The organism is Mycobacterium sp. JS623 (assembly GCF_000328565.1).
GTDB lineage: Bacteria > Actinomycetota > Actinomycetes > Mycobacteriales > Mycobacteriaceae > Mycobacterium.
The window spans coordinates 164,868-191,492 of record NC_019957.1; the positions used below are offsets into that span (position 1 = coordinate 164,868).

General features: G+C 65.3%; 24 protein-coding genes. 10 read left to right on the forward strand and 14 right to left on the reverse strand.

Annotated features, from left to right (window positions below; all coding sequences use genetic code 11):
• Positions 1 to 5: 5 nt before the first annotated feature.
• Together MYCSM_RS32005 and MYCSM_RS32010 are read right to left on the reverse strand one after the other, a co-directional pair.
• Entirely contained in the window at positions 6 to 2,303 is a 2,298-nt protein-coding gene (locus MYCSM_RS32005; RefSeq protein ID WP_015297665.1) for a CaiB/BaiF CoA transferase family protein, read from the reverse strand.
• 342 nt (positions 2,304 to 2,645) lie between these two features.
• Positions 2,646 to 3,530, reverse strand: coding sequence for a LysR substrate-binding domain-containing protein (locus MYCSM_RS32010; RefSeq protein ID WP_015297666.1), 885 nt, complete (start codon positions 3,528 to 3,530; stop codon positions 2,646 to 2,648).
• Positions 3,531 to 3,603: 73 nt separating this feature from the next.
• Here MYCSM_RS32010 and MYCSM_RS32015 point away from each other — a divergent pair, with 73 nt between their 5' ends.
• From MYCSM_RS32015 to MYCSM_RS39180, 4 genes are all read left to right on the forward strand, one after another.
• The gene (locus MYCSM_RS32015; RefSeq protein ID WP_041315742.1) at positions 3,604 to 4,815 is read left to right on the forward strand and encodes an acetyl-CoA C-acetyltransferase; all 1,212 of its coding nucleotides are present in this window, start codon (positions 3,604 to 3,606) and stop codon (positions 4,813 to 4,815) included.
• On the forward strand, positions 4,812 to 5,471 hold the full coding sequence (locus MYCSM_RS32020) for a 3-oxoacid CoA-transferase subunit A (protein ID WP_015297668.1): 660 nt from the start codon (positions 4,812 to 4,814) through the stop codon (positions 5,469 to 5,471). Before MYCSM_RS32015 ends, MYCSM_RS32020 begins: the two co-directional genes overlap by 4 nt.
• Positions 5,468 to 6,130 carry a 3-oxoacid CoA-transferase subunit B gene (locus MYCSM_RS32025; RefSeq protein WP_015297669.1) on the forward strand — a complete coding sequence of 221 codons (663 nt, stop codon included), beginning with the start codon at positions 5,468 to 5,470 and terminating at the stop codon, positions 6,128 to 6,130. Before MYCSM_RS32020 ends, MYCSM_RS32025 begins: the two co-directional genes overlap by 4 nt.
• Before the next feature lie 427 nt (positions 6,131 to 6,557).
• The gene (locus MYCSM_RS39180; RefSeq protein ID WP_157681566.1) at positions 6,558 to 6,722 is read left to right on the forward strand and encodes a cytochrome C oxidase subunit IV family protein; all 165 of its coding nucleotides are present in this window, start codon (positions 6,558 to 6,560) and stop codon (positions 6,720 to 6,722) included.
• An 82-nt stretch (positions 6,723 to 6,804) separates the two neighbouring features.
• Here MYCSM_RS39180 and MYCSM_RS32035 read toward each other — a convergent pair whose 3' ends face one another.
• From MYCSM_RS32035 to MYCSM_RS32045, 3 genes are all read right to left on the reverse strand, one after another.
• Entirely contained in the window at positions 6,805 to 7,029 is a 225-nt protein-coding gene (locus MYCSM_RS32035; protein WP_015297670.1) for a hypothetical protein, read from the reverse strand.
• 158 nt (positions 7,030 to 7,187) lie between these two features.
• Entirely contained in the window at positions 7,188 to 7,430 is a 243-nt protein-coding gene (locus tag MYCSM_RS32040) for a ferredoxin (RefSeq protein WP_015297671.1), read from the reverse strand.
• Positions 7,427 to 8,494: a cytochrome P450 gene (locus MYCSM_RS32045; protein WP_335337525.1), complete on the reverse strand. Its 1,068-nt coding sequence runs from the start codon at positions 8,492 to 8,494 to the stop codon at positions 7,427 to 7,429. Before MYCSM_RS32045 ends, MYCSM_RS32040 begins: the two co-directional genes overlap by 4 nt.
• Before the next feature lie 461 nt (positions 8,495 to 8,955).
• Here MYCSM_RS32045 and MYCSM_RS32050 point away from each other — a divergent pair, with 461 nt between their 5' ends.
• Positions 8,956 to 11,163: an ATP-binding protein gene (locus tag MYCSM_RS32050; protein WP_232425885.1), complete on the forward strand. Its 2,208-nt coding sequence runs from the start codon at positions 8,956 to 8,958 to the stop codon at positions 11,161 to 11,163.
• A gap of 1,159 nt (positions 11,164 to 12,322) precedes the next feature.
• A complete protein-coding gene (locus MYCSM_RS32055; protein ID WP_015297675.1) occupies positions 12,323 to 13,135 on the forward strand; it encodes a ZIP family metal transporter in 813 nt (270 codons plus the stop codon).
• Between the two features lie 340 nt (positions 13,136 to 13,475).
• Here the strand turns inward: MYCSM_RS32055 and MYCSM_RS32060 are convergent, their stop codons facing one another.
• The 4 genes from MYCSM_RS32060 to MYCSM_RS32080 all read right to left on the reverse strand — a co-directional run bounded on the left by MYCSM_RS32060 (position 13,476) and on the right by MYCSM_RS32080 (position 15,703).
• A complete protein-coding gene (locus tag MYCSM_RS32060) occupies positions 13,476 to 13,907 on the reverse strand; it encodes a PIN domain nuclease (protein ID WP_015297676.1) in 432 nt (143 codons plus the stop codon).
• A complete protein-coding gene (vapB, locus tag MYCSM_RS32065; protein ID WP_041315748.1) occupies positions 13,904 to 14,125 on the reverse strand; it encodes a type II toxin-antitoxin system VapB family antitoxin in 222 nt (73 codons plus the stop codon). The genes MYCSM_RS32060 and vapB overlap by 4 nt, the downstream gene beginning before the upstream one ends.
• 191 nt (positions 14,126 to 14,316) lie before the next feature.
• On the reverse strand, positions 14,317 to 14,565 hold the full coding sequence (locus MYCSM_RS32070) for a hypothetical protein (protein WP_015297678.1): 249 nt from the start codon (positions 14,563 to 14,565) through the stop codon (positions 14,317 to 14,319).
• 724 nt (positions 14,566 to 15,289) lie between these two features.
• Entirely contained in the window at positions 15,290 to 15,703 is a 414-nt protein-coding gene (locus MYCSM_RS32080) for an EVE domain-containing protein (protein ID WP_015297680.1), read from the reverse strand.
• Positions 15,704 to 15,841: 138 nt separating this feature from the next.
• Between MYCSM_RS32080 and MYCSM_RS32085 the strand changes: the two genes are divergently transcribed.
• The 3 genes from MYCSM_RS32085 (at position 15,842) to MYCSM_RS32095 (ending at position 18,360) form a co-directional block, all read left to right on the forward strand.
• Positions 15,842 to 17,416, forward strand: a complete 1,575-nt coding sequence (locus tag MYCSM_RS32085) for an acyl-CoA carboxylase subunit beta (protein ID WP_015297681.1) — start codon at positions 15,842 to 15,844, stop codon at positions 17,414 to 17,416.
• 252 nt (positions 17,417 to 17,668) lie between these two features.
• A complete protein-coding gene (locus tag MYCSM_RS32090; protein WP_015297682.1) occupies positions 17,669 to 17,923 on the forward strand; it encodes a hypothetical protein in 255 nt (84 codons plus the stop codon).
• Complete coding sequence (locus MYCSM_RS32095) at positions 17,920 to 18,360, forward strand: type II toxin-antitoxin system VapC family toxin (protein ID WP_015297683.1); 441 nt, start codon at positions 17,920 to 17,922, stop codon at positions 18,358 to 18,360. The genes MYCSM_RS32090 and MYCSM_RS32095 overlap by 4 nt, the downstream gene beginning before the upstream one ends.
• A 339-nt stretch (positions 18,361 to 18,699) precedes the next feature.
• Here the strand turns inward: MYCSM_RS32095 and MYCSM_RS32100 are convergent, their stop codons facing one another.
• From MYCSM_RS32100 to MYCSM_RS36420, 5 genes are all read right to left on the reverse strand, one after another.
• The gene (locus MYCSM_RS32100; RefSeq protein ID WP_015297684.1) at positions 18,700 to 19,737 is read right to left on the reverse strand and encodes an IS110 family transposase; all 1,038 of its coding nucleotides are present in this window, start codon (positions 19,735 to 19,737) and stop codon (positions 18,700 to 18,702) included.
• 90 nt (positions 19,738 to 19,827) lie between these two features.
• The gene (locus MYCSM_RS32105; protein ID WP_015297685.1) at positions 19,828 to 21,270 is read right to left on the reverse strand and encodes a MinD/ParA family ATP-binding protein; all 1,443 of its coding nucleotides are present in this window, start codon (positions 21,268 to 21,270) and stop codon (positions 19,828 to 19,830) included.
• Positions 21,271 to 21,378: 108 nt separating this feature from the next.
• A complete protein-coding gene (locus MYCSM_RS32110; protein ID WP_015297686.1) occupies positions 21,379 to 21,576 on the reverse strand; it encodes a hypothetical protein in 198 nt (65 codons plus the stop codon).
• 301 nt (positions 21,577 to 21,877) lie between these two features.
• Positions 21,878 to 23,986, reverse strand: a complete 2,109-nt coding sequence (locus tag MYCSM_RS32115; RefSeq protein WP_015297687.1) for a prolyl oligopeptidase family serine peptidase — start codon at positions 23,984 to 23,986, stop codon at positions 21,878 to 21,880.
• A gap of 197 nt (positions 23,987 to 24,183) precedes the next feature.
• Positions 24,184 to 26,043 (reverse strand): S15 peptidase family protein, encoded by a 1,860-nt coding sequence (locus MYCSM_RS36420; RefSeq protein WP_157681568.1) that lies wholly within the window; start codon positions 26,041 to 26,043, stop codon positions 24,184 to 24,186.
• A gap of 22 nt (positions 26,044 to 26,065) precedes the next feature.
• Here MYCSM_RS36420 and MYCSM_RS37495 point away from each other — a divergent pair, with 22 nt between their 5' ends.
• Positions 26,066 to 26,383, forward strand: coding sequence for a hypothetical protein (locus tag MYCSM_RS37495; RefSeq protein ID WP_051073980.1), 318 nt, complete (start codon positions 26,066 to 26,068; stop codon positions 26,381 to 26,383).
• Positions 26,384 to 26,625: the final 242 nt, after the last annotated feature.

Consider the following 26,625-nt stretch of genomic DNA (forward strand, 5'->3'; position numbering starts at 1 on the left):
ACATCCTAGATGTTGACGTGTGTGTCGAACAGATATTCGCTGCGGACGTTCGAGGTGTCCGCACCAAGTGGGCCCAGATGACGCACGGAGTGTTCGGAAACCAGCCAGGGCGCTGCCCCCAATCCGAGGACCGGAACGTTATCCTTTCCTTCACCGTTCCGGTGATACCGAAGCACTCCCCGACGGTGCCAGGCTGGATCGTTGGCTACCTCAGAAATCTCACGGACTCTCTGGACAGTGATCCCCGTTCGAGCCAATGCTTCGACCCAGTGCTCTCGTGTTTCTTCGCTAAGGCGCGACGCCACGGTGACAGCAAGCGGACCCTCGGGTTCATCGAACTGATCGGGGTCGGCCGCGAGGTCCGACAGGCCGAGGGCGTGCCTGAGTGCAGGGATCTGGTCCGGCGTCGCAGCCAGGAACAGCCAACCATCCGAGGCTTCGTACAGGCGGTGCAGCGCCGACCAGCCCAGCGCTCCAAGGCCGGTTGGCTCCGCGATCCGCTTCGCGTCTGACCCTCCGAAAAGGTAGATGGCTTGATGCATCGTGGCGATGTGCGCGAGGGAGGTGCTGATGTGCTGTCCACGTCCCGTTTTTCGCCGACGGTACAGGCCGAGAACGGCGGCAAGTGCTCCCATGATTCCGGTGCCGACGTCACTCACCAGATAAGGTTGGTAGATCGGCCACCCACCGGGGCCGCCGTACCGGGAAGACAGTCCAGTGGCGGCGACAGCCTGATTTTCGTGCCCACGCCTGCCCCGCCACGGCCCCTCTCGGGAGAACGCACTCAGGGAGACGTAAACGAGATCTGTTCGTGCGCTTTGCAACTCAGTCTCGAAACCCAGGCCGTAGCGTTCGATGGCACCGAAAGCGTAGTTCTGCAGAAGTACATCGACACCCCCCGCAATCGACCGCAGAATGCCGAGGTCGGCTGGGTCTTGGACGTCGAGGAGGGCAGTACGCTTCCCGCGATTCGTGTAGGAGCCGTGAAAGCCGTTGTTTCCGCCGGGAAGAGGGTTGGCAACCTTGATCACATCGGCGCCGCAGTCGGCAAGAAGTCGCCCTGCAATGGGACCGGCGACCACCTGCGACATCTCGAGGACTGAGATACCTGCCAAGGGAGCTTCGTCATCTCGGGGGCACTCGCCGGCCTGACCAACAGACACCCGCACGGGGTCGGAAATTCGGTCGCGGCCACCGCTGCCCGGAAGCGATCGAGGGGCGAGGTGAACTGGAGTGTCGCTGAAGTGAAAAGCTTGGCCTGCCATAGTGATTGGCCCAAATTCGGGGTCGTCCACTTCTACGACCGCTCCGGACTTGCGCGCGTGCTCATTGGTCAACCATTCGCCTGGCGTCCGAACCATGGCGAACGGGATCCCGAGATTCGCGGCGATTGCTTCCCAGTCCGCAGCGGGTCGGCTTCGGATCAGTGCGGCGAAGCGCTCCTCAGCATGCACCTTGAGGTCCGGATCAACGAAGACGTTTGGCAGATCCGATAGGCCGGCCGCCCGCCATTCGTCCCACACCCCAGCTGCGATGAGGAAACGCTCGATGAACCGCGGGTAGGACACGCTATCGACGAACTGGCCGTCAGAGCTCTTGTAGGAGCCGAGAAACGGCCGAGGTAGGTCCTCGCGCGGTCCGACGAAATCGGGAAACTCAAGGTGAAAACCGACCACTTCGAGCATTGCCTCCGACAGGGGGACCTCGATCCAGGTACCCCGGCCGGTTCGGTCCCTTTGCAGCAGCGCCGTCACGACCCGCAGAGCGCCGAGCATTGCTGCCGTGGTCGAGGCGATTGGCAGACTCGTGAACAATGGCCGACCCGGTTCGAGGGGTTCGGCGTTCACCCGGGCTTTCCAATCCCAGTGCTCACCCAGCCTTCGATATCCAGCCGTCGCACTCATGACGACGCCTTCCCACGCTTGAATCGACGCGCGAGGATCAGTCGCCGCGAAGCCGGGCAGCGAGCAGTAGACGAGACCGGGATTCACAGCGCGCGACTCGTCGTAGCTGAGCCCCAGCCGGTCCATCACCCCAGGACGGAAGTTCTCAATGAGCACGTCGGAAGACGTTGCTAATTGACGCGCCGAGCGCCGGTCTTGGTCGTTGCGAAGATCGAGGGTGACACGTCGCTTCCCACGGTTGAGGTACGCGTCCGGCAGGCCAGCGAGTCTTGGGCCGCCGGGAGGGTCCACGTGCAACACATCGGCGCCATTCTGCGCTAGCAACTCGCCGAGCAAAGGACCCGCGATAAAGCAACCGAAGTCGATGACGGTTATTCCCTCCAGGGCACCGGGCACCATGCACTTCCTTCTGTCCACAACAAATCTGAGCCAAGCGATGCGATGGTGATCGCACATTGGGCAGACTCAAATCACACTAAGGGCCTCGAAATCGGCGAACTGTCCGTTTTTGGCAGGCGATTGTCCATAAATCGCAGTTCGTTCTTTGCGTGTCCGCTGGGGTCAAGTGCGCTGGACGTGATGTACGACGTTCGTCGTGTGATTCTGCGAGATGATCGTTCAGGCGGTGTCGTTGGTGTGGTCCCCTGTTCTGTCGGGGAGGTAGCGCCGGTATGTGAAGGTCCGCGTCGCGCGCTGCAGAGAACATCGAGGCGGGCCGAATCCGCAGCGGCCCGATCGTCGTCAGGACCCAATTTCGCGGAGAGTTGCGATGGCTTTTCTGGCCAACTGGTCGTGCGGTGAGGTCGGCCATGCCGCCACCAACTCGACGGTGAGGCTGCGGGGCTGCAGCGGCCGGTAACTGACACCGACGACATCGAGGGCGGCTGTCGGGGCCGGCACGATCGCTACGCCGAGTCCGGCCGCCACGAGGGTGACCAGAGTCGAGGTCTCCTCGACTTCGTGGCGGACCCGGGGAGTGAACCCGGCGTCGTTGCACAGGGTCGTCAGAAGCGATCCCATGACCGAGCGGCCGCCACCAGCATGCGCCACCCAGTCTTCGTTTCGAAGATCGGCCATTCTCAACGCTTTTCGCTTGCGCAGCCGATGCCCTTCGGGCAGTGCGACCAGCAGTGCGTCACGGCGGACGATTTCGGTGGACAGGCCGGGATCGACTACCGGCGGGCGCAGTAGCGCGAGGTCGATCTCCCCGGCCGCCAGCGCAGCCAGTTGCGCCGGGACAAGCATTTCACCGCGCACCCGGACGTCGACGTCGGGAAGCCGCTCGCTCAGCGCACGGACTAGCCGCGGCAGGACCGAATAGGTGGCCGAACCGACGCACCCGATCGTGAGCCGGCCGATCGAGCCTTCGGCGACGCGGCGGGCCAGATCGGCGGCCTCGTCCACAGCGTTGAGGATCTTGATGGTGCGGTCCAGGTACGCCTTGCCGGCTGGGGTCAGGTCAACGTTGCGGGTGGAGCGGGTCAGCAGCGCAACGCCCAAGTCGCGTTCGAGCTGCCGGATCTGCTGCGACAACGGCGGTTGGGCGATGTGCAGTCGTTGCGCGGCGCGGCCGAAGTGCAGCTCCTCAGCGACGGCGCGGAAGTAGCGCAGGTGTCGCAACTCCATTAAGACTTCCTACCTATCAAAACGGCGGATTTAGATACTTCAGAGTATCTGCAGCGCGGCCTACCGTTGGGGAATGGATGTTGTGATCTGCAATCCCCTCCGGACCCCCGTTGGTCGGATGGGCGGGGCCCTGGCCACGGTGACCGCAACCGACTTGGCCACCACCGCACTGCGGGCGCTGATCGACCGCACCGGGCTCGGTGAGGATGACGTCGACGACGTGATCCTCGGTAACGGCTACGCCAATGGTGAGGCTCCGGCCATCGGGCGTATCGCCGCGTTGGACGCCGGACTGGGTATCGGGGTTCCCGGCCTGCAGATTGACCGACGATGCGGCTCGGGCTTACAGGCCGTGCTATACGCCTCAGGTCAGGTGGCCACCGGAGCGGCCACGGTGGTGATCGCCGGCGGGGCGGAGTCGATGTCTACTGTCGAGCATTACGCCCTCGGTCTGCGGACCGGTGTCCGTCAGGGTGGGATTGCGCTGCTGGACCGCCTGGATCGTGCCCGCGAAACCGCCGGTGGCAGTACGCATCCCATTGCCGGCGGCATGATCGAGACCGCCGAGAATCTGCGCCGCGAATACGGCATCACCCGTGACGAGCAGGATGAGCTGTCGGTGCGCTCCCATCAGCGAGCCATAGCCGCCCATGAGGCAGGCCGCTTCGCCGACGAGTTGGTGCCAGTCACTGTTCCGGGTAATCGCGGCAAGCCCGATGTCATCGTGGACCGTGACGAACACCCACGCGCGGATATCAGTGTCGAGAAGCTGGCGGGGCTGCGACCCATGCGGGCGAAACTCGACGCCGAGTCGACGGTCACCGCCGGCAACGCGTCGGGCCAAAACGACGGCGCCGCACTGTGTGTGGTCACCACCGCGGCAGACGCCGCCCGCTTGGGCCTAACACCCATGCTCGCCTTGCGTTCGTGGGCCGTGACGGGCTGCGGCCCCGAAGTCATGGGCGTCGGTCCCGTGAATGCCACCGCGGCAGCGCTACAGCGCGCCGGGCTCACCCTCGACGACATCGACCTCATCGAACTCAACGAGGCGTTCGCCGCGCAGGTGCTCGCGGTGCTCGCCGAATGGAAGATCGATCCCCTCGATGACCGGTTGAACCCGAACGGGTCCGGGATCTCGCTGGGGCATCCGATCGGCGCAACCGGCGCCCGAATTCTGGCCACAGCGGCCTACGAGGCCCGCCGCCGTGACGCGCGCACCGTCCTGGAAACCATGTGCATCGGCGGCGGCCAAGGCCTGGCCGCCGTGTTCGAGGTGGTCCGATGACGGTCACCATCTGTGACACCACTGCCGAGGCAGTAGCCGACATCAAAGACGGCAGCACGGTCCTGATCGGCGGGTTCGGCATGGCGGGCATGCCCGTCCAGCTCATCGACGCCCTGATCGATAACGGCGCAACGGATCTCACCGTCGTGTCCAACAACGCCGGCAACGGCGAGACCGGCTTGGCCGCCCTTCTGGCCGCCAAGCGTGTCCGCAAAGTGATCTGCTCGTTCCCTCGGCAGTCCGATTCCTGGGTGTTCGACGGCCTCTACCGTGCCGGCGAGATCCAGCTCGAGGTGGTGCCGCAGGGCACGCTCGCCGAACGAATGCGGGCCGCCGGCGCCGGCATCGGTGGGTTCTACTGCCCCACCGCAGTCGGAACCCCGTTGGCCGAAGGCAAAGAGGAACGTGTGATCGACGGCCGTACCTACATTTTGGAGTACCCGTTAGCCGGTGATATCGCCCTGATCGGCGCACACCGCTCCGACCGCATGGGCAACCTGGTGTACCGCAAGACCGCGCGCAACTTCGGACCCGTGATGGCCACCGCCGCGACCTCCACCATCGCCCAAGTCACCGAAGTGGTCGACACCGGCACACTCGATCCCGAAGCCGTCATCACTCCAAGCATCTACGTCGACAAGGTGATAGCGGTATGAGCCCACTGACCAAAGAACAGATGGCCGTCCTCGTCGCCCGCGACATCCCCGCCGGCTCCTACGTCAACCTCGGCATCGGGCAACCCACCAGCGTCGCCGACCACCTACGTGCCGGCGACGGCATCGTGCTGCACACCGAGAACGGCATGCTCAACATGGGACCCACCGCCGTCGACGACCAGATCGACCCCGACCTGACCAACGCCGGCAAGGTCCCCGTCACCGAACTGCCCGGCGCCGCCTACTTCCACCACGCCGACTCCTTCGCCATGATGCGCGGCGGACACCTCGACGTCTGCGTCCTCGGCGCCTTCCAAGTGTCAGCCAACGGCGACCTGGCCAACTGGCACACCGGATCACCCGACGCGATACCCGCCGTCGGTGGTGCCATGGACCTGGCCATCGGCGCCAAACAGGTGTTCGTGATGATGACTCTGTTCGCCAAAGACGGTTCGCCGAAGCTGGTTCCGTCGTGCACCTACCCGCTGACCGGCCTCGGATGCGTCTCCCGCGTCTACACCGACCTGGCGGTCTTCGACATCACCACCAACGGCGTGACGGTCCGCGACACCTACGGCATCAGCCATACCGAACTGGCGCAGCGCCTCAACGTGCCACTGCTCGATGCTGTAGGTCAAACCGCTGTGGTCATTGGATGATTACCCGCCTTCTAGTGGCGCACGCCACCAGAGAGACTCACTGAAGGCGGCGAGATCGCAAGCCCGCCGCGGCCACATATGGCGGCGCCAATCGTGACCAAACCGTACACGCTGGCCCAGCGCGACATGCGCAAAGCGTGTAGCGAGGCACTCAACGGAGAGACGAGCCATGACCGACGCGATTACTGACACCGGCCGGGCCTGTCCCACCGGGCATCACCGGCGGCGACCTCGACTGCGCCCTCGCCGCGATCGCCGCTGCGATCGGGGACGACAAGGTGGCCACCGACGCCGAAAGCCTTGTCGACCTCCAGGATCCCTTCCAATTCCCAGGGTCCGCCACAAACGTCCCATCGGGGGTAGTCAGCCCAACCACTGTCGACGAAGTACAAGCGATCGCCCGCATCGCCAATGAGTATCGGGTGCGGTGACGATCTTGGCGGTTGCCTTCATAAAGGTGAATTACTTGGCACAAGACTTCATGGAGCTTCGCTCAGCACCTCGCTTCTTACGAATAGCGATGCGAGCGTGGATCGTTGGCGTTCTACTTCTACTGGTCGTCCTCTACCTGGCAACGGCAGGCAGAGCGTGAAGACCCACTCTCTGATTGGGTATCACCGCCATCGAGGTACTGGTGGCGGGCACGAGTTTAGGCGGCGCCGGCGTCCGCGACGTCAATCAGCCGGGCCCGGATCGTGCACCGAGGTTCGTAGCGACGGGTGTGTCGCCGGCGTCATCTCCACGGTCTGTTTCGCTGCAGCGAAATCTACGTCGACACAGACGATGTCCGCGCCAGCCTGCGCGAACGCGACTGCGAATTCGACGCCCGGGCCAGAGCCAGCTCCGGTGACCATGGCGACTTCCTTCCCGATCAGGTCGAACAAATCGTTGATGTTCATGACGGGATGTCCTCAGTATCTGTGACGACTTGCGCCGAGCCGGCCCCTCGTCTCCGCGGCTGCCGTCGGCTCCGATTGCGCCGCTAAACCACAACCGTGAGATCGCCGGCCCCGACGGTCAGAATGTAATTTCAACGTGGTTCAACGTCGTCATCGCTTTAGCCCTCCATTGATGGGCGACGTGACTCGACTTCGATGGCCACGGTCGGGCACCGCTTCTCCGCCTCCAGCACGCCGTCAACAAGTTCATGACCGGGCGCTGCATCGAGCAGCGTCACCCAGCCCTCGGCGTCCGCGCCGAAGACGGCAGGAGCAACCTCACGACAGATTCCACTTGCCATGCAGCGCTCCGGATGCACGGTGACCGTCACGTCGGCGCCGAAGCCATCAGCCGACGTCATAGCCGGACCGGCCTTGTCTCCCAACCGCGCGAAAGGATATTGACAGTCCTTCGCACGGGCTCGTCGATTCCCCGGCTGATGTTCGGGAATCTCTGCAGCAGCTTGGTGAAGAAGACTTCACCTTCAAGCCGCGCGAGCGGTGCCCCCACACAAAAGTGGATCCCGTGACTGAAGGCGAGGTGCTTATTGTTCTGCCGCTCGACGTCGAACTCGAGCGGATTGTCGAACGCTCGCGGATCGCGGTTGGCGGCGGGCAGCAGCGAATAGACGGGCGTCCCCGCCTTGATAGCGGTACCGGAGATAGAACTGTCCTTGATCGCTTTTCTGAAGTCGAGGTGAAAGGGCGGGTCGTACCGGAGCATCTCCTCGACCGCCGAACTCATCAGCGACGGATCTTCGACGAGCCTGCGCTTCACTTGCGGTCGGTCCAGCAGGATCGTGATGCCGTTGCCCAGCAGGTTCGACGTCGTTTCGTTCCCCGCTGCCAGCAGGACAACCAACTGGGCGAGGGCTTCAGTGGCGTCCAAAGGGCTTCCGTCACGCGTCGGTGTGTTCACCACCGTGGAGATGAGGTCATCCTGGGGGTGAGCCCTGCGCTCGTCGGCGATCGCGGCCATGTAGTCGACGAGTTCCATGCTCGTGGTGATCGCACTGTCTCGCTCCGCTCCCTGTACTGCGGGGTTGTTGGCCCGGGTCAAGGCCTCCGACCACGCTCGGAAGCGCTCGTGATCTTCCTCGGGCACTCCGAGCACCGTGGCAATCGCCTCCACCGGCACGACACAAGCGATTTGCTCCATGAATTCGACCTCGTCGCCGGCCTCGAACTGAGCGAGCAATCGATCGGTCATGCGCTCCACCGTGGGCCGCCAACTGCTGATTGCCCTCGGGGTGAACGCACTGCGGAAGACTGAACGGACAACAGGGTGCCGAGGCGGGTCGACGAAGAAGAGGAAGTTCGACTGGATCTCCGCGAACCGCCGCTGACGCGGGTCGTCCGGATTGTGGCTCCCAGCTCCAGTCACCTCGTGCATTTCATTCGAATAGTTCTCGGCGTCGGAGAGCATCGCGCGGCTGTCGTCAGCCCTTGTCAGAAACCATCCATTGAGCAAATCGGACCAGTGCACTCCGTTACCGAACTCGCGTAGCTCTTCATAGAGGGGAAAGGGATCTTGAACTCCCCCCGCAATAATGGCGTTCAAGATGTCGCTGGACGCTGTGGGCGTGACGGAGACCAATTGATTTACCTCGAGCCTGATTCAGGAAGCCGGATTGAGTGTGTGGCAGCCATCACTGTGGCACCGGTCGCTGGTCTACAACACCGTGAATACCCGGGGGGCACTACCTGTATTGGGTATGTCCTCGGACCCCGGACTTCGCATCAGCCCTGTGCTCTGCGGTCTACGATTTGTGGATGACCTCAGGCGCTTTCACCTCGGTGAATAGCGTGCCGTTGGAAGCGAACCGATTCGTGGGCCGACGGCGAGAGATGGCTGACGCCAGGCGCTTGTTCACCCACACGAGGTTGGTGACGCTGACGGGCGTGGGCGGAGTCGGCAAGTCGCGCATTGCCATTCGACTCGCACACCACATGGGCCGGGAGTTGCGGGACGGTGCCTGTTTCGTCTCGCTGGCGGAGCTCTCCGACGGGCAGCTACTCGGGACCGCTGTCGCGGAGATGCTGGGTCTTCGCGAGCAGTCCCAGCACACTGCGATCAATACGCTCACCGCGCACCTTGCCGATAAACAGCTTCTGCTTGTCCTGGACAATTGCGAACACCTACTTCATGCGTGCGCAGCACTCGTTGGGTCGTTGCTTGCGGCGTGCCCCCGGCTCTGGATCCTGACGACCAGCCGAGAACCCCTCATGATTGCCGGAGAAAGCACGCTGTCAGTTCCACCCATGTCCACACCCGGCGCCGAACCTGTGGAAATGGCTGCGCTGCCTCAGTACGACGCGGTGAACCTCTTCCTGGAAAGAGCTGTGTCAGCAGTGCCGGAATTCCGGCTCACGGAAGACAACCATGCCCTGGTCGCCACCCTGTGCCGCGCGCTCGATGGCTTACCGCTCGCGCTAGAGCTGGCAGCGGTCAGGCTCCGTGCGCTTTCGCTCGATCAGATCCTCACGCGTCTCACCGACAGGTACAGCTTGCTCACGGCCGGCAGTCGCAACTCTCCTGCTCGTCAACAGACGCTTCGCTCGCTGATTACGTGGAGCTACGACCTCTGCTCTCCTGACGAGCAACGCCTTTGGGCGCGGCTGTCAGTCTTCTCGGGCGGCATCGAACTCGACGCGGCCGAGAGTATTTGCTCGGATGACCGGTTGCCACGCTCTGCGATCTTCGGATTGCTCGCGTCGCTGGTCGACAAGTCGATCCTCCTCAGAGATGAGCAGCTCGGCCATGTCCGCTACCGTCTGCTGGAAACAATTCGGCAGTACGGCGCCGAGCGGTTGATCGATGCTGGCGAGCGGTTGTCATGGCGGGCAAGACACCGCGATTTCTATGCCGAGATCGTCAAAGAGGTCGTCGCCAACTGGGTAGGAACAGGACAGGCGGATAGCTTCAGCCGGCTGCGGAGAGACCACGCCAACATCCGCGCGGCTTTCGAGTTCAGCGCCACTGAGCCCGGGGAAGCCGGCATAGGCCTGAGCATGACAAGCGGTCTGTATTTCTATTGGATCACCTGCGGCCTTCTGGGTGAGGGACGCCATTGGATCGAGCAATTACTTGGTCGATATGAGGCACTCGACGCATGTCGGGTCAAAGCGCTCTATGTGGCCTCGAGTCTCGCTGTTTTGCAGGGTGCGTCCTCGACCGCTTCGGAGCTGCTTGACCAGGCCGAAGGTATCGCGCGAAGCATCGATGACGAGGCTGGCCTTGCTTACGTGGCACAAGCGAGGGCCCTTGCCGCGCTGGTCGTGGACGACCAGTTCGCGGCGATCACCCTCTTCCGCGAATCACTGCAGTACTTCGAACGTGTTCATGACGACACCGGCAGGTACCTCACACTTACCCTGCTGGGCCTGGCATTGGTACTCGTGGGAGACCACGAGGGAGTCGCGAGCGTCTTCAAGGAGTGCCAAGAACTGTCGGGCTCGACCGGCGATGCATGGGGATGGTCCTACTGCCTGTGCGTTGTCGGCTTCGACGCGTGGCAGCGTGGCGACGAGCACGCAGCGATCGAACACTTCCGCGAAAGTCTGCGAATCAAACGCACCTTCGATGATCGGCTGGGCCTCGCCTATTGCATCGAAGGTCTGGCCAGCGTCGAGTCGACCGCCAAGCGGTACGAGCGAGCGGCGACGCTTGTCGGCGCGGCGGAGTCCATATGGCAACGGCTGGGAATCTCGTTGACGAACTTCCCCGGTCTGGCGCGGTACCGCGATCGGTGCGTGCGCGCCGCTCGACATCTCGGAGATCGCCCCTACCAGTCCGCGTTTCAGCGAGGTTCCAGAATGACACTCGATGAAGTGATCGGCTATGCGCTGGAAGAGAATCCAGCCACTTTCGCAGACGGCGAGGCCGGTGTGCGCCTGACCCCCAGAGAGCACGAGGTTTCGGTTTTGGTGGGTCGCGGACTCAGTAATCGCGATATCGCGGGGAGACTGTCCGTGTCCAGGCGCACTGTCGAAGGACACGTGGAGCACGTACTGGCCAAACTCGGATTCACATCCCGCACCCAGATAGCAGCGTGGGTCTCCCAGCCCAAACCGGAAACTAGCCGCAACCGTTAAAGTCCCTGAACGTCACGTATCGGCTTCGTAGTCGCGCTCGGTGTAGCCGGCGTAGACCTAGCGCGGCTGGCCCGACCCCCCAGCACACACGAAAATAATAATGGCCAATAACGTCGTCTGAACCGCGACAGGTGCAGTTGATTCGCCACCGTGATGGTCGACGTTGGACAACTGAGGGTCGTCGACGAGGTCGACGCCGTAAATGGCCTTGGCCTCGTACGCACGTTCACCGTCGACGACGGCGCCTGAGTGCGGGATCATGGATAACATTCGTTATCCATGAGAATTCCCACCGCTTCTCCGGTACGCCTCGACAGCCGGACACCGATCCCCACATCATATCGATAACCTGATACCGGGTGGTCGCGGCGGTGCATGTCAGCACTTGAAATGAATTGTGTTTTCCCGCAACGCTTTAGTGCGTCAGGGTGGGTGCAGGCGGAGCACTCGATCGCACGGTGTGCGTCCAGATCAACTCATCCACGGTGCCAAGAGCCCATAGCTTCGACCGACGGGCGCTGATTTTGAACAATTGCGACAACCCGGTTGGGCGATCCCCCGTTTGACCGCTCAGAATAGTTGTCGCATCGCACTTCACGGCTCCCTCGTGCGACGGGTCTGTTGAGCAAGGACAGCTACTGTGTTGTCTCGGCCAGGAAACCGGTGATTTGCTCACTTGAGTTGCCGCATTGGTTTCGACACGCTCGATGAAGATGTCGCACTTCTAGTACGCAGACTTCGGCGTGGCGGCGGGTGCGAATCCGCAAACTTCATGTTCGTCCGATCAGAACTTCCGGCCCTTAAACGCTCGACTCCGGCTGACTTGCGTACCGACGGCTCCGGCAATACTGCGTGCACCTTCGGCTAGCGGTCTACGTTGCCGGGCCGTCACAGCTCGCGGCTGAGTGCTACGTAGGCGTCGCACAATCACACCACGCCTAGGCCAACGCGGCGCTGCGGCGACCGCTGAGCACCGCGATCGGCCGATCAAGCTCCATCCACGGTGCAGGCAGGCCACCACCGCGCCCGCCTGCCCTGAGGTTGCCCGTGCATTCGGCGAACTACACCCATCTAAGCTAGACGTATTAAGGCGAGGCTGCCCTGAGTTACGCTGCCGGGGACAGGTTGTATTCCGTGTAGCTCCGTAGGAACGAGGGTCATGTCCGCCGCCCAGATCGCTGTGCTCGGTGCCATCGCCGGCTTCACCATCTACCTCGGTTTGCCGGTCGGGCGGCTGTCCTCCCCTGCGCCGCAGCTCACCACCGCGCTGAACGCGGTCGCGACCGGCATCCTGATTTTTCTGCTCTGGGATGTGCTAACCCACGCCTGGGAACCGATCGACACCGCGCTGGGACACCACGAGTTCGGTGATGCAGTGGGCAACGGCGCCGTCCTGGCGGCCGCCGTCGGGGCCGGACTGCTGGGGCTGGTGTGGGTGGACCAGCGCCGCAGCCGCGACGCTTCGCAGCGGCCGGGGCCAGGCGCGGCCGGGGTCGGTGAGTTCGCCGCACCGCCGGTGGCGCATGCGGGTCGGCTGGCAATGATGATCGCCGTCGGGATTGGATTGCACAACTTCGCCGAAGGACTGGCGATCGGCAATTCGGCTGCAGCCGGGCAACTTTCGCTGGCGATCATGTTGGTCGTCGGGTTCGGGCTGCACAACGCCACCGAAGGATTCGGCATCGTCGCCCCGTTAACGGGTCAGCGACCATCATGGGGATTCTTGGCGCTGCTCGGGCTGATCGGCGGCGGCCCGACCTTCGTCGGCACCTTGGTCGGTCAACGCTTCGTCAACGAGACAGTCTCGATCGCGTTCCTCGGCCTCGCCGCCGGTTCCATCCTCTATGTCGTCATCGAGTTGCTGGCCGTGGCGCGGCGAGCCGACCTGAAAACCGTCACCACGTGCGGCATTTTCGCCGGGCTGATTGCCGGATTCGCCACCGACGCCATCATCACCGCCGCCGGCGCGTAAGCGCCCCGATCCGCCGCGGACTGCGGCGCCACGTATTCGGGCTGCTGGATCCGATGCGCCGCCTGGACTCGCCGCTTGCGGTCCCTGTCGAGGCCGCGGGCGTGCGCTGGGTTACCCCGAGGTATGTGGGTGAGGGGGCGTATCGGGAATACGTGCCGGGCCGGTGGCTACGCCATACGAGCTGGAAAGGGGTAGCGTGACTGCGCCTTTGACTCAGTTTGTCTGCCTCGTGCGACGTGAGATGCAGGGCCGGCCAGGCGTAATGAGATCCCACCGTATTGGATCGGACGTGTACGTAGGTGGCAGGTGGAGGGCGTCGCCTCCGGTCCGACAACTGCGTCTATTCCGGACTGGCCGCGTGGGTGAAGGCTAGGCGCGTTGTGGGTTGTCCTGTGATCGCGGTGATGGTGTCGAAGTCTTTGTCGACGTGCAGGATGGTCAACCCGGCGAGCTCGGCGGTGGCCGCGACGATGAGGTCGGGAATTGACGGACCGCGGTGCTGACCCCGGTCTGCGAGCAGGAGTTGGACTTCCGACGCGCGATCCTCAATGGTCGGTGTCAAATATTCGACAGACATTGCCGCCAAGGGTGATTCACGGAACTCGCGGCGCGCGACTTCACCGGATTGAGCCGAATAGCCGATTTCCAGCCGCGTCACGTTACTGATGTGGACCAGTCCGCGCTCGATGCGGTTGGCCCACAGGTCCGGGTCGTCGCTGTGTGCAAGTCGGACCAGGGCGGACTTGTCGATGAGCCACTCCGGTTCGCTCACTCCCACGCCTCGCGCATCAACTCCTCGTCAGCGAGGCCGGAAACGGCCTGTCCGAGCCGCTTGAGGTCCTCACGAGTCACCGCAACGCGCGTCATCCGGGCATCTTGGGCGAGGCGGCGGCGAATGTACTCAACGCGCGATAAGCCCAACTCAGCGGCTCGCGCGTCGAGACCCGCCAGCACATCATCGGGTATGTCTCGGATCAACACGTCACTCACGCCTCGATGATATCGTGCGATATCGTGGGGCGCAGGCTTTTTAAATGCAGCGCAGCGGGAGAGATTCCCAGCGTCTAAGGGATTCGACGCGACGAGCCCGACGTAGCGATCGACTTGTAGCCACCGTGGCACCTGAGAAACGGTGGTGTGGTGGGTAGTGGTGACAACAACAGCGGCGGCGGTGGGTTGACTTAGCGCGGGCAACACCAGCCGGGCAGGTACTCGACGTAGTTGGATGGGGCGAGTTTGCCGGGCGCGACGTGAATGACGTCGCGGACATCGATGGGTTGGAGACTCGGGCTGATAGCTATGCCCGGGTCAGGGACGAACACACCCGGTACGAGCTCGCTCGTACCGGGTGGGCCGAGATCCCCCGGCTTGACGGTCGTGATCTTGGCGATGTCCAGCGGGTACCGCACCGGGGGCGGCGGGTTGTGCATCCTCCGCGAGTTGTGCTGGTACGGGTTTACAGATCAGGTCCGATCTGTTTGTACCCGTAGGGGGCGTTCTGCCCCGGTGGGACATGAATGATCTTGCTGACGTCGACCGCCGGCTTGCTGCCGGATCGCGCTCACGACGTCGTGGGCCCGGGCCGCCTGAAAGCGCAGCGCGGCCAGTATTGTCCGTGGTGCTGCGGGCTTCCGGGCTGTCTCGGCAGCTCGTGCGATCGTGCGAGTCTGCGCGGCGATGGCCTCCAGTTGACGCGCGCCGGTCTCAGCCGCTATCGCCGCAGCGCTGAGCGGCGTCTCCAGCGCGGTGCCGGTTCCAGCGGCATTCGACAAGCGCTGGGATTGCGTGGTGACGAACTCACGATGCCGGTTGATCAAGCCGACAGCAGCGATGGAGTCCTGTACCTTCGCCGCCGAACTCGCCATGCAAACGTCAGCGTCTGTACGCTGATGAAGCTGCACGGCCGCGAGTCCATGGTGACGTCACAGCGCTATGTGGACGGAGCCGGCGCGGATACCAAGACTGCCACGGAACTCAACCCCCATCTACGAACTCGTCGACCCAGATCGACAGCGGCCCTAGTACGAATCAGGTTCTACTGCGGCATCGCTCGCATTCGATGGGCCGCGCATGTCGGGCGCTTCATCGCGCATTTCGGTCGCACGCTTATCGCGTACCGGGTTCGTCGGTGCACAGACGGATTGAAGGGCGGCGTTATCGCGTCATCGCCGAGCGGATCACGTCCAGATCGTGATCGTCGATGGCGAACACCCCGAACCGGAATTTGTAACCCCACCGCGATGTGTCCTCGATGAAGTTGAGCTCATCGAGCAGCGCGCGAATCGGCGCCTGGACGCACTCGACGAAATCGACGCGGCGGCGCCACGGATAAAAATCGGCGGATATCGCCTCCTGGTAGGGCTCATCGTCGGCGACCTGGCCGATCGCGGTGAACGCCTGGAGCGGCTCGCCGCCGCCGAACGCGGTCTTGGGTGAGTAGAAGACGATCCAGTCGCCGCGGGCCATCTTGGCCAGCATGTGCGGCTTGCCGTGGTTGGCCTGGGTGAAGCCACCGGCCACGCCGCGCTGCACGTGGTCGCGGCTGACGGTGTTCACCCAGTTCGTCATGGCGGCAGGTTAGCCGCCACCCCCGACAGCACCCCCAACTCCGACGTCACGTCCCTGGGTCGCGGGTTTAGCATCGAGCACCATGACTGGCTTGACCGCCGCGACGCAGGCAAGTGCCGTCTCCGATCGCCGCGCACAGTGACCGATCCCGACGAGCCACCCCGCGCTGACCTCGCCGAATTACGCCGGCGCCGCGCGCTGACCGAGGACGCTGCCCGAGTTGAGGCCGTGCAACGCCGCCACGGCGCCGGTGGGCGCACGGCGCGGGAGAACATCGCCGACCTCGTCGACGCCGGTTCGTTCGTCGAGTACGGCCGCTTCGCCATTGCCGCTCAACGCTTCCGCCGCGAGGTGGACGACCTGATCGTCCGCACGCCCGCCGACGGGTTGATCGGCGGCACCGCGCGCATCAACGGCGCCCTGTTCGGGGAACAGCGCAGCGCTTGTGCGGTGCTGTCCTATGACTACACGGTGCTGGCCGGCACCCAGGGCGCCGTCGGGCATCGAAAGAAAGATCGGCTGTTCGAATTGATCCAGCGGATGCGGCTGCCGACGGTGTTCTTCGCCGAAGGCGGCGGCGGCCGGCCCGGCGACACCGACTATCCCGTCGTCTCGGCGCTGGACACCCGCGCCTTCAAACTGTGGGCCGCGCTGTCGGGAGTGGTGCCGCGTATCGCGGTCGTCAAGGGCCGCTGCTTTGCCGGCAACGCAGTGATCGCGGGCTGCTCAGATCTGATCGTGGCCACCGCCGACGCATCGATCGGCATGGGCGGCCCGGCGATGATCGCCGGCGGCGGTCTGGGCGAGGTCGCCCCCGACGAGGTCGGACCGATCTCGATGCAGGCGCCCAACGGTGTCGTCGACGTCGTCGTCGATGACGAGGCCGAAGCCGTGGTCCTCACCAAACGACTGCTGAGCTATTTCCAGGGCACGACGGCGCCCGGCGCCGTACGGGACCAAACCCGTTTGCGCACAATGGTTCCCGAGCGCGCCCGGCGCGCCTACCCAGTCAATCCGGTCATCGAGACGCTCGCCGACGATGACTCGGTGACGTTTTTGCGTGAGCGGTTCGCACCCGAGATGGTCACCGCGCTGGCCCGCGTCGAGGGCCGTGCGGTGGGAGTGGTCGCCAACAACACCATGGTGATGGCCGGGGCGATCACCGCGGCCGCCGCGGACAAGGCCGCCCGGTTTCTGCAGCTGTGTGAGGCGTTCGGCCTGCCGGTGCTCTCGCTGGTCGACTGCCCCGGCTACATGGTCGGGCCGGCCGCCGAGGCGCAAGCGCTGGTGCGCCGCGCGTCGCGCATGCTGGTCGCCGGTGCCGCGCTGAGCGTGCCGTTGATCGCGGTGATCCTGCGGCGCGGTTACGGCCTTGGCGCACAAGCGATGACGGGCGGCTCCCTGCACGAGCCGCTGCTCACGGTGGCCTGGGCCGGTGCGCACCTAGGCCCGATGGGGTTGGAGGGCGCGGTGCGGCTGGGGCTGCGCAAGGAGCTCGACGCGATCGCCGACGAGCAGCTACGCGAAGAGCGGGTGCGCCAAGCCACCGCGGTCGCGCAGGACAACGCCAAGGCGCTCAACGCCGCTGCGATCTTCGAGATCGACGACGTGATCGACCCGGCCGACACCCGCGCATTGATCGCGGCCACCCTCAACGCGGCCACCCTGCACGAGCCCGGCACTCGGTCGGGCCGAGTCGTCGACACGTGGTGACCCGACGAGCGAAGTGGGGACGCTGCCGTCATGGCGCCTCTCGGCGAGTGGTCGCTCGAAGCGACGGTTCTGGATGGGGCCCGGGGCATGCCCGGCAGCGTCGACGTGGTCAACTCGCGCCACCGTCGCAGTATTCCAACGCTCCGGGCCAGGGCGCCGCGCACTGCGCAGGGTCCTGCAAAACCAGCGCAGCACACGCCGTTCTCTAATTTGACAGCATGCAATCAGCAAGATTGATGCTATGCTGTCACCATGCGCACGACGGTGACGCTCGACGCCGACACGCTGGCGTTGGTGCGCCAGCGGATGCGTGCGCGCGGCGTGTCCTTCAAGCAGGCCCTCAACGACGCGATTCGCGACGGAGCCCACGGCCGACCGTCTCCGACACGGTTCGTCACCAAGACCGCCGACCTCGGCGTTCCGAACATCAATCTCGACCGTGCCCTGCAGCTTGCCGCCGAACTTGAAGACGAGGAGCTGCTGCGCCGGCAGCGCCGCGGCGCGTGAAGATCGTCGACGCCAATGTCCTGCTTTACGCGGTCAATTCGGCCGCCGAACACCACCAGGCCAGCAGGCGCTGGCTCGACGTTGCACTGTCGGGCGCCGACACGGTCGGGTTGGCGTGGGTGCCGCTGCTGGCGTTCGTGCGGCTGAGCACCAAGATCGGACTCTTCCCGTCCCCGCTGCACCCCGGCGCAGCCATGCAGCAGGTCGAGGACTGGTGCGGCGCGCCAGCCGCGGTCGTGATCGGTCCGACCCCGCGCCACCCCCAACTGCTCAGCGGGCTGCTGGCCCACGTCGGGACGGGCGGAAACCTCGTCAACGACGCACACCTGGCAGCTCTGGCGCTGGAGCACCGTGGCGGGATCGTCAGCTATGACAGCGATTTCGGCCGTTTCGACGGCGTGCGCTGGGATACGCCCGATGCGCTGATGAAGCAGTGACGGCCCTCCGACTTCAGCGCTACCTCGGTGACCGGCTGCCGGCGCGGCTGCATGCATCGGCGCGTCGCCGCGATCGGGCACCCTGCCGCCGGCACGCGATTCGTGAGCCGACCCCCGGCGCCGGCACGCGATAGCCGAGCCAGCCGACGGCGGCGGCAGCAGTTGGTGTAGCCAGGCCCCAGGTGTCGGATGTTCGCCGCACAAGGGCGTTGTGCAGCGCTTCGCGGCGGCCAAGCAGGGCATTGGATCAACGAGCCAACCGCGTGGGCGGCACTAGTCTCTGACAGCCACCCACCTGACCGAGTGCGACGGTATCGGGCTACCCCGCGACGGCGGGTCTTAAGCGCTCCACTGTGACCGGCGCTGATCGTCGAGCAGCCGGTGATACACCGCGTGGGCGATGCGGCGCTTGAGCGCGCGGCGCGCCTTGGTCGGTGAGTCACCGGCGTCTAATCGCTTCTGGTAGTACGCCTTTCCCGCATGCCCCCACCGGCACTGGGTCTGCGCAATCGTGTGCAGTGCCCTGTTGAGCTGGCGGTTGCCCGGCCGCACCGGGGCCCGCCGGCGGACATAGCCGCCCGAGGAGTGCGGAACCGGCGTGACACCGGCATAGGCGGCGAACGCGTCGGCGCTGCGGAAACGGGTGACCACGGCGACCTCGCCGACGATCTTGGCTGCGGTCAGCTCGCCGCAGCCGGGCATGGCGACCAGCGATGGCGCCACCTCGCGGGCCCGATGCACGATCCGCTTGGTCAGCACATCGATGTGTTCAGACAAGGCGGCGATGTCGGCCAGCTCGGCGCCGGCCAGTTCGGCCACCACCCCGGACTGCTGCGACAACCAGGCGCCAACCGCCTTGCGGTGGCTGATCTTGGTCAGCTGCGATCCTTTCAGGCCTCGGGCCGGGTCGAGTTCGTGCATGCGCCACAGCAACCGGAAGATCATTGCGGTGCGCTGTTCGACGAGGACCTCGCGCCGATCGACGAGCAGATTCATCTCCCGAGAAGCTTTGTCATGGAAGGCCACCGGCAGGTCGGGTTCCCGTAAAGCTGCGCGGGCCACCTGCAACGCGTCGATCGGGTCGGATTTTCCCGGTGTGCGCGCCGACCGGCGGGTGCGCGCGGTCAGCCGCGGCCATACCCGAACCGCGCGCTGACCGGCTTTCAGTAACGCACTCTCCAACCGGGTGGTGACCTGGCGGCAATCCTCGATCGCCCACAACACCTCGGCGCCGTATTTACTGCGCGCCCACCGCAGCGCCTCGGCGTGTCCCTCGTCGGTTGCCTTGACGGTGTGCTCGTCGAGTTTGCGGCCGACATCGTCGACCCCGACGAGGGTGTGGGTCTTCTTGTGGGAGTCGACTCCGATGACTGTCACCTCGTGCGGCCTCCGTGCGCTGAACTGTCCAGCCGTGGAGTACCCGGGACTGACCACTTAGACGTGCAGTATCTGCAATACGGAGGAGTGCTACTGCCGTTCGCGTTCGCGGTCGCCCTGAGTGGGGAAATGGTCGGCCAGCGCCGCGGCGATCTCGATGAAGCGCCGTCTGGTGGCCGGTGTCATCTGGGCGGTGCCGTCGATGACCCCGCCGGGGCGCAGGTGCCCGTCGAAGGGCACCTCGATCACCTTTTGGCCATGGCTGCCGAACTGTTTCGCCAGGATGGAGCGGGTCCGCTTGTCGGCGTGACCGTCGGAGTCGTTCAGCACGATCACCGTGCGCGCCAGCAGGCTGGTCATGCCCCGCCCGGCCAGCCAGTCCAGCGTCTGCCCGGCCGCGGCTGCACCGTCCACCCACGGGGAGGACACCACGATCAGCGCGTCCAGATCGCGCAGCACCTCCTGGGTGACGGGGCTGTCCATGGTCGAGCTGCAGTCGACGATCGAGATGGAGAAGTAGCGGTCCAGCCGTTCGGCGGCCTCCCGGTAGATCGCCGGGTCGAGCACCCGCCGGCGCGCCGGGGTGGCCTCGCCGGCCAGCACGAACAGCCCCGCGGAATTGTTGCCCACCCGGGAGCGCACATCGGCGAAAGTGTCCAGGTGCCGGTCGGAGGCCAGTTCCCAGTAGGAACCTTGGGCTTTGGGATCGACCCGGCTGCCGAGCTTGCCGAAGGCGGTGTCGGCGTCGATGGCCACCACCCGGTCGTCTTGGCGCAACTCAGCGAACACCGAACCCACACTGGCCGACACCGTGGTCTTGCCCACCCCGCCCTTGCCCAGCACGCCGACCTTGTAGTGTCCACGCAACACCGACTTGATCTTGGCCTTCAGTTGCGCCTCTTTGATCTCGTCGGGCGAGGGGCCCAGATTGATCGTGCCGAAAGAGGCGCTGTAGAGGGCCTTTCGCCAGCCGCGCGTCGGCACCGGCTTGCGGGTGGGCACCAGCTGCTCGGCGCGGATCCGGTCGGTGTAGGACGAGGGCGCCGCGGCCGGCTGGCGGCTGAAGTCGGGAACGCCACCTTGAGGCGGGACGCCGCGCGAGTCGGCGGGCGGATAGCCGGGCGCAGCTGGCGGCTGCCGCCGGGGTGGCCGGGCTTCCGGCGATCCCGGCGGCGGTGGTGCAGCATAGGACGGCCCAGCGCCTGGTGGGCCAACCTCCGGCGGTTCGCGGTAAGGGCCCTGGGTGTCGTCGGGTTCGGGGTAGGACCGTCCGGGTTCGGCCGGCGGGCGCGCCAGCTCCGGCGGAATCCGGTGGGCGCCGGTGGAAAATGGTTGCGACCAGTCCGGCGGCGCTGCGCGGCCGGGCCCGCTGGGCGGTGGGCCGGGATCGGTCCACGGTTGTCGCGGCGCTTCGGGACCCTGCTGTGTAAACGGTTCGCGTCGTCTGGTGCGTCCGGTGTCGGGCTGGTCGTCGGCGTCGTCCGCGCCGGTCCACCCCAGTTCGCGGCCTGGGACGTCGTCGCGGTCGGTCACTGCTCGCCTCCTTAGAGTCCGGATGAGTATCAAACCTGCGCCCAACACCCAGTATCGACTACGCGCCACCGGCCCCACGGATGCACCGCCGCTCGCTGCCCGTCGATATCAGCTGCTCGAACCGCCACCGGAGCCGGAGAAGAAGTTCGGCTCCTCTTCGGGGATGCGTCCTTCGGCGATCCACTGGGCACGTCGACGCTGCATGTATCGCTGCTCGGCGGTGTTGGCCCGGATCATCAGGGCGATCATCGCCGTCAGCAACAGCAACGAGCCACCGATAACGATGACGACCTGAATCGCGGTCATAGCGTGGAGCACTCCTCACGGGTATCCGGGGTTCGGGGCAGTCGTTGTGTTTTGACGGCAATTGCGGCTGCCGATAGGACAGCGCCGCCAACCCCTATTTGCCATCCCCCGGCGGCGTCGCTACGTGAGCGCACCAACACGGGCACCACAACGGCGGCGACGACCGCCGACACCAACCTTTGCGCGGGCCTGGGTGGCTATTCGGGGTGGGGCGGTCTGTGAGCGCGCGCAGGCCACCAATAGATCCGATTGCGCCCGCGCTGCCCGCCCGACTCGCGGCGGAGTCCCCCAGTAGGCCGAGTCAGTGGACACGACGGCCACCATCGATGCCCGCAGCCGGGTGTGCTTCCGCAGCCCGCGGATGATTGTGAAACAGCGTCTGCAGTAGGAATTCGTAGGTCACCGCGCGTTCGAAGGCGGCTTGGGCGTTGTTCGCGGCCCCGGAGTGGCCGCCCTCGGTGTTCTCGTAGTACAGGACGTCATGGCCTGCGGCTTCCAGCGCTGCGGTCATTTTGCGTGCATGGCCGGGATGCACCCGGTCGTCTCGGGTGGAGGTGGTGATCAGCATCGGCGGGTAGCGCCGCTGCGCGCTGATGTTGTGATAGGGCGAGTACTGCTTGAGGAAATCCCAGTCGGCCGGCTCGTCGGGGTTGCCGAACTCGGCCATCCAGGAAGCACCGGCCAGCAGCAGATGGTAGCGGCGCATATCCAGCAGCGGATTATTGCAGACAATCGCCCCGAATAACTCCGGGTACTGGGTGAGCATGACGCCCATCAGCAAGCCTCCGGCGCTGCCGCCGATGGCGCCGAGCTGGGCGGCTGTCGTGACACCGTGCTCCACCAGATCCTGTGCGACGGCGGCGAAGTCCTCGGCGACCTTGTGCCTGTTGGCGCGTAGCACCTGTTCATGCCAGGCGGGTCCGAACTCACCGCCGCCGCGGATGTTGGCCAGCGCGTAGCTGCCGCCGCGGGCCAGCCACAGTCGGCCGAACACACCCAGATAGCCCGGCAGATTCGCCACACGAAAGGCGCCATACCCGTCCAGCAGGGTGGGGCTGGGGCCGGTCGAATCCCGATGCGTGACAAGAAAATACGGCACCCGGGTGCCGTCGGCTGAGGCGGTGAAACACTGAGTGACGACGAGGCCGTCGGCGTCGAAGAGTGTGGGTGCGGACTTGATTTCATCGACCGGTCCCGCCGACGGTCCGTGCAGCAGCCGAGAGGGTTTGTCGAAACCGCTGCTGTGGAGGAAGATTTCGTCACCGAATGCATCGAGTCCGGCGAGGTTGGTTGTGGTGTTGGCGGGCACACCCGCCAGCGGCTGGGGTTCCCAGATGCCCGGGGTGAGGACCTCCACCACGGTCGCGACGTCGCGCAGCTTGATGCTCACAAACCGGTCGCCGGAAAATGCTCCCCCGGCGAAAAAGTCGCCGCCGCCGGGCTGGAAAACTACGCGCAGGTCGGCTGTCCCGGCGACAAGTTGCTCGTAGTCGGTGACCAGCACCGAACCGGCGGTGTAGACGGCGTCGCCGCTCGCCCAATCCGTCAGCAGTCCGATCATTGCCCACTGCCGGTGCACCGCCATGCTGGCGTCGGTGGGGATGTCCAGGCGGATCAGCTCGCCGTCGCGCAGTTCGAAGGTCTCTCTGTTATAGAAGTCGACTTTGCGGTAGAAGAAGGTCCGCTCCTGCCCCGGATAGCGGTAGCACATCGCGCTCACCGAGACGTCGCTGGCGGAACCGGAGAACACCGTTTCGGCGTCCTCGAGCGCCGTTCCGCGCCGCCACCGTTTGATCAGCCGTGGATACCCGGATTCGGTCAGCGAGCCTTCGCCGAAGTCGGTGCCCACCAGTACGGTGTGTTCGTCTTCCCAGCTGATGTCGCTCTTGGCCTCCGGGAGGTAGAACCCGTCGACAACGAATTGTCGCGTAATCATGTCGAATTCGCGCACAATGCCGGCGTCCCCGCCGCCGCGCGTCAGGCCGACGAGCGCGCGCGTGCTCTCGGGTTCAATAATGCCGGCGCCGCCCCATACCCAGTTCTGGTCCTCGGCGGCGGCCAGCGCATCGACATCGATAACAACATCCCACTTCGGGGAGTCCTTGCGATACTCGGCCAGGGTGGTGCGCCGCCACACCCCTCGCGGATGGTCTGCATCCTGCCAGAAGTTGTAAAGGTACTCCCCGCAGCGCGACACCCCGGGGATGCGAGTATCGGCCTCGAACACTTCGAGCGCCTCAGCGCGCATCTGCTCGAACCGTTCACCCGACAGCCGTGCCAGCGTCGGCTCGTTGTGCCGGGCCACCCAGCCCAGCACTTTCTCGCCGTCGAGGGCCTCAAGCCACAGAAACGGGTCGTCGCCCGCGCCGCTGTCTGCAACCGCGACCCGCGGCGTCTCGTTCAGAGTCATTGGGGGCAGCCCTCCAAGGCGGCACGCACACGGTGTGGCACGCTGACCACCTGACAATTGCCGAACCTCACGCTAACCGCCCAGCACCCGAGCCGATCGCGTAGTCGGCTACCTGTTCTGACATCGGGTGCCCCAGGGTGCGCGCCCGCTGCAGGTGTCAGACCCTGCATCGGCAACGGGGGCGCGGAACCCTGTGATCACGGCCCCACACTCGATGTGGCTGCGACGGTGGGCAGCGCAAGCTGCATGTCGGAGACGTGGATGAGGCCGACCGCGGTGACGTTTTCGTAGGCGGTTGCCGAGCCGACCAGTTGCAGGGTCAGGGTGTCGCCCGGGGACATGGTCTGCGCCACCTCGTCGAGGGCCACGGTCACGGTGTGAGTCTGCCCGTCCAGGGTCACCGGGACGGGGGTGGCGATGTCGCCGATCACCAGTCCGGTGCTGTTGTCGATGAGTTGGGCGAAGACGTGGCGGCTGGTGCCGACACCGGAGTAGGTCATGGTGAGCTGCGGGGCCCCCACGATCTGGGTGGTGGCAGGAGCAGTCACAGTCAGATTGAGTGCCGGGGTGGCCGCGGAGGCTTCGGTGAGCGAATAGGGAAACACGTCTCGGGGTTGGGGGCCCGAACCGCCGAACAGCGGAACGATCGGCAGCGTGCCGCCGCTGCCGGAGGCAACGATCGGCGCGCCGTAAAACGCCGGATCGGAGGGCAGCAGGCTCGATGAGTGGGACTGCCCCTTCTGATCGACCCACTCGAACGCCGGCCCGGTGGCGACCGACGGGTCGCCTTTGACGTAGCGGTCCAGCCAGGCCAGCGTGTCGGCTTGGACCAGCGCAGCACCGGCGTCGCCGGGGTTCAAGCAGACACCGTGGCCGCCGCAGAACCACACCATCTTGACCGGGACGCCGTCGGCGGCCAGCACCTGCGCGGTGGTTTGGGCTTCGGCGAGTCCGAACAGCGGGTCGCCGGCGGCCTGTAACAGCAGCGTGGGCGCGGTGATGGACTCGACTTGGGGGGTGCGACTGGCCAGCAGTTGCAGTTGGGCGGGGGTCAGCGTGCCGGTCAGCGCGCCGGTGAGCAGCCCTTCGTAGAGCTGGGGAATGACGTTGGCGCCGATGTTCACCTCACCCAGGACCAGCAGCGCGGAGTAGGCGGTCTTGAATGCGTCGTTTGGATACAGCGACGTAGTGAGCGAGTGCCAGGTCATCGCCGGCACGATCGCGTCGATGCGGTGATCGGTGGCTGCGGTCACCAGTTGGATTGCCCCGCCCAGGGATCCGCCGATCATGCCCATGCGCGGATCACCGGGGCGGTCGAGCTGGGCCTCGGGCAAGGTGGCGACCGTGTCGATGATCGCCGAGACATCACGGCCCTCGAAGTCGGGCGAATCAAGGTTGAGCTGACCGCCCGAGCCGAACTCGCCGCGCGGGTCCCAGGTGACTACGTTGTAGCCGGCGGCGCGCAGCGGGGCGTCGCCTTTGAACAGGTTCCACGGGTCACTGCCCCAGCCCGAGTTGGGGTCGGTGTCCCCGGCGAAGCCCAGCCCGGCGCCGTTGAAGACGGTGGGTGCGGTCTGCCCCGCCTGCAGTCCTGAGGCCGGGTAGAAGTGGGCGTTGATCGTGGTGCCGTCAAAGGACGTCACCGTGATGGTGCGCGCGACCGGGGCGCCGTCGGGTACGACGTCGGCGATGTCGACGCTGATCGGCTCGGTCACCGCTGCACCTATCAGGGGTGTCAGCAGATCGCCCACCATCGGCAGCTGGTGAAGGGCCGCCAGGAGCTGGGGTGCCAAGGACCCCACTACCGGCAGCTGTGCCAACGCCGTGTCGAACGGTGTTGTTTCGCTGACCAGCACCGAGAATTGCTCAGTTCCCTTGGAGCTGACCAACTGAGCATTGGGCACGTACTCGAAGTTGCCGGTCGTCTTATCGAGCAGAACATAGCCGCCCTGGTTCGGCGACCCCGCCAGCGTGTAGCTCAGCGGGTAACCCTTGGAATCCGCGGCTCCGGCCGAACCGGTGATCACTCCGTCGATCAACGCGACGACCGGATTCACAGTCAGCGCACCACCAGAAGCGGTGGGGGCTGCGATAGTAGATGAACCGGGCCGCGCCGACGCCGACAGCGGGTCCGCGCTGGGCGCGTCCGCCGGTGCCGACGGCGCCGAGGTGTTTGCGGCGATGGGGTATGACACCACGTTGGTCGCGGCGACCAAGCGGCCACCGACTGTGGCCGGCGTTGTCAGCGGTGCGCGCATGTCGGCACTGCCCTGGGTCGCGATGGTAGAACTGCCCGCGGCACCGATGTTGCGTGGTGTCGTCGAATTGGTTTGGCCACCAGGGGTGTTCACGACCGCAGCGGTCCCCGTAGTGGGATCACCGCTGGGGTCGGTATGACTGATGGTGTCCTTGGGCGGTCGAGCCGCGTGGCGACCGGCGGTGCTCGTAGGCGAGGGGTCAACGCTGGAAGTAGCCGTCGCGGGGTCGTCGTCGCCGGCCCGGGAAGTGTTGTGCCGCAACGATACTGGCGCGGCAGACACGACAGTGTTTTGGGGCGACTGCGACGCCGTGGCGGGGATGAGATGTTGTCGCGTGTTGGGGGCCCTCGTTGCCGCGATTGGTTGGCGCTGTGGTGACGT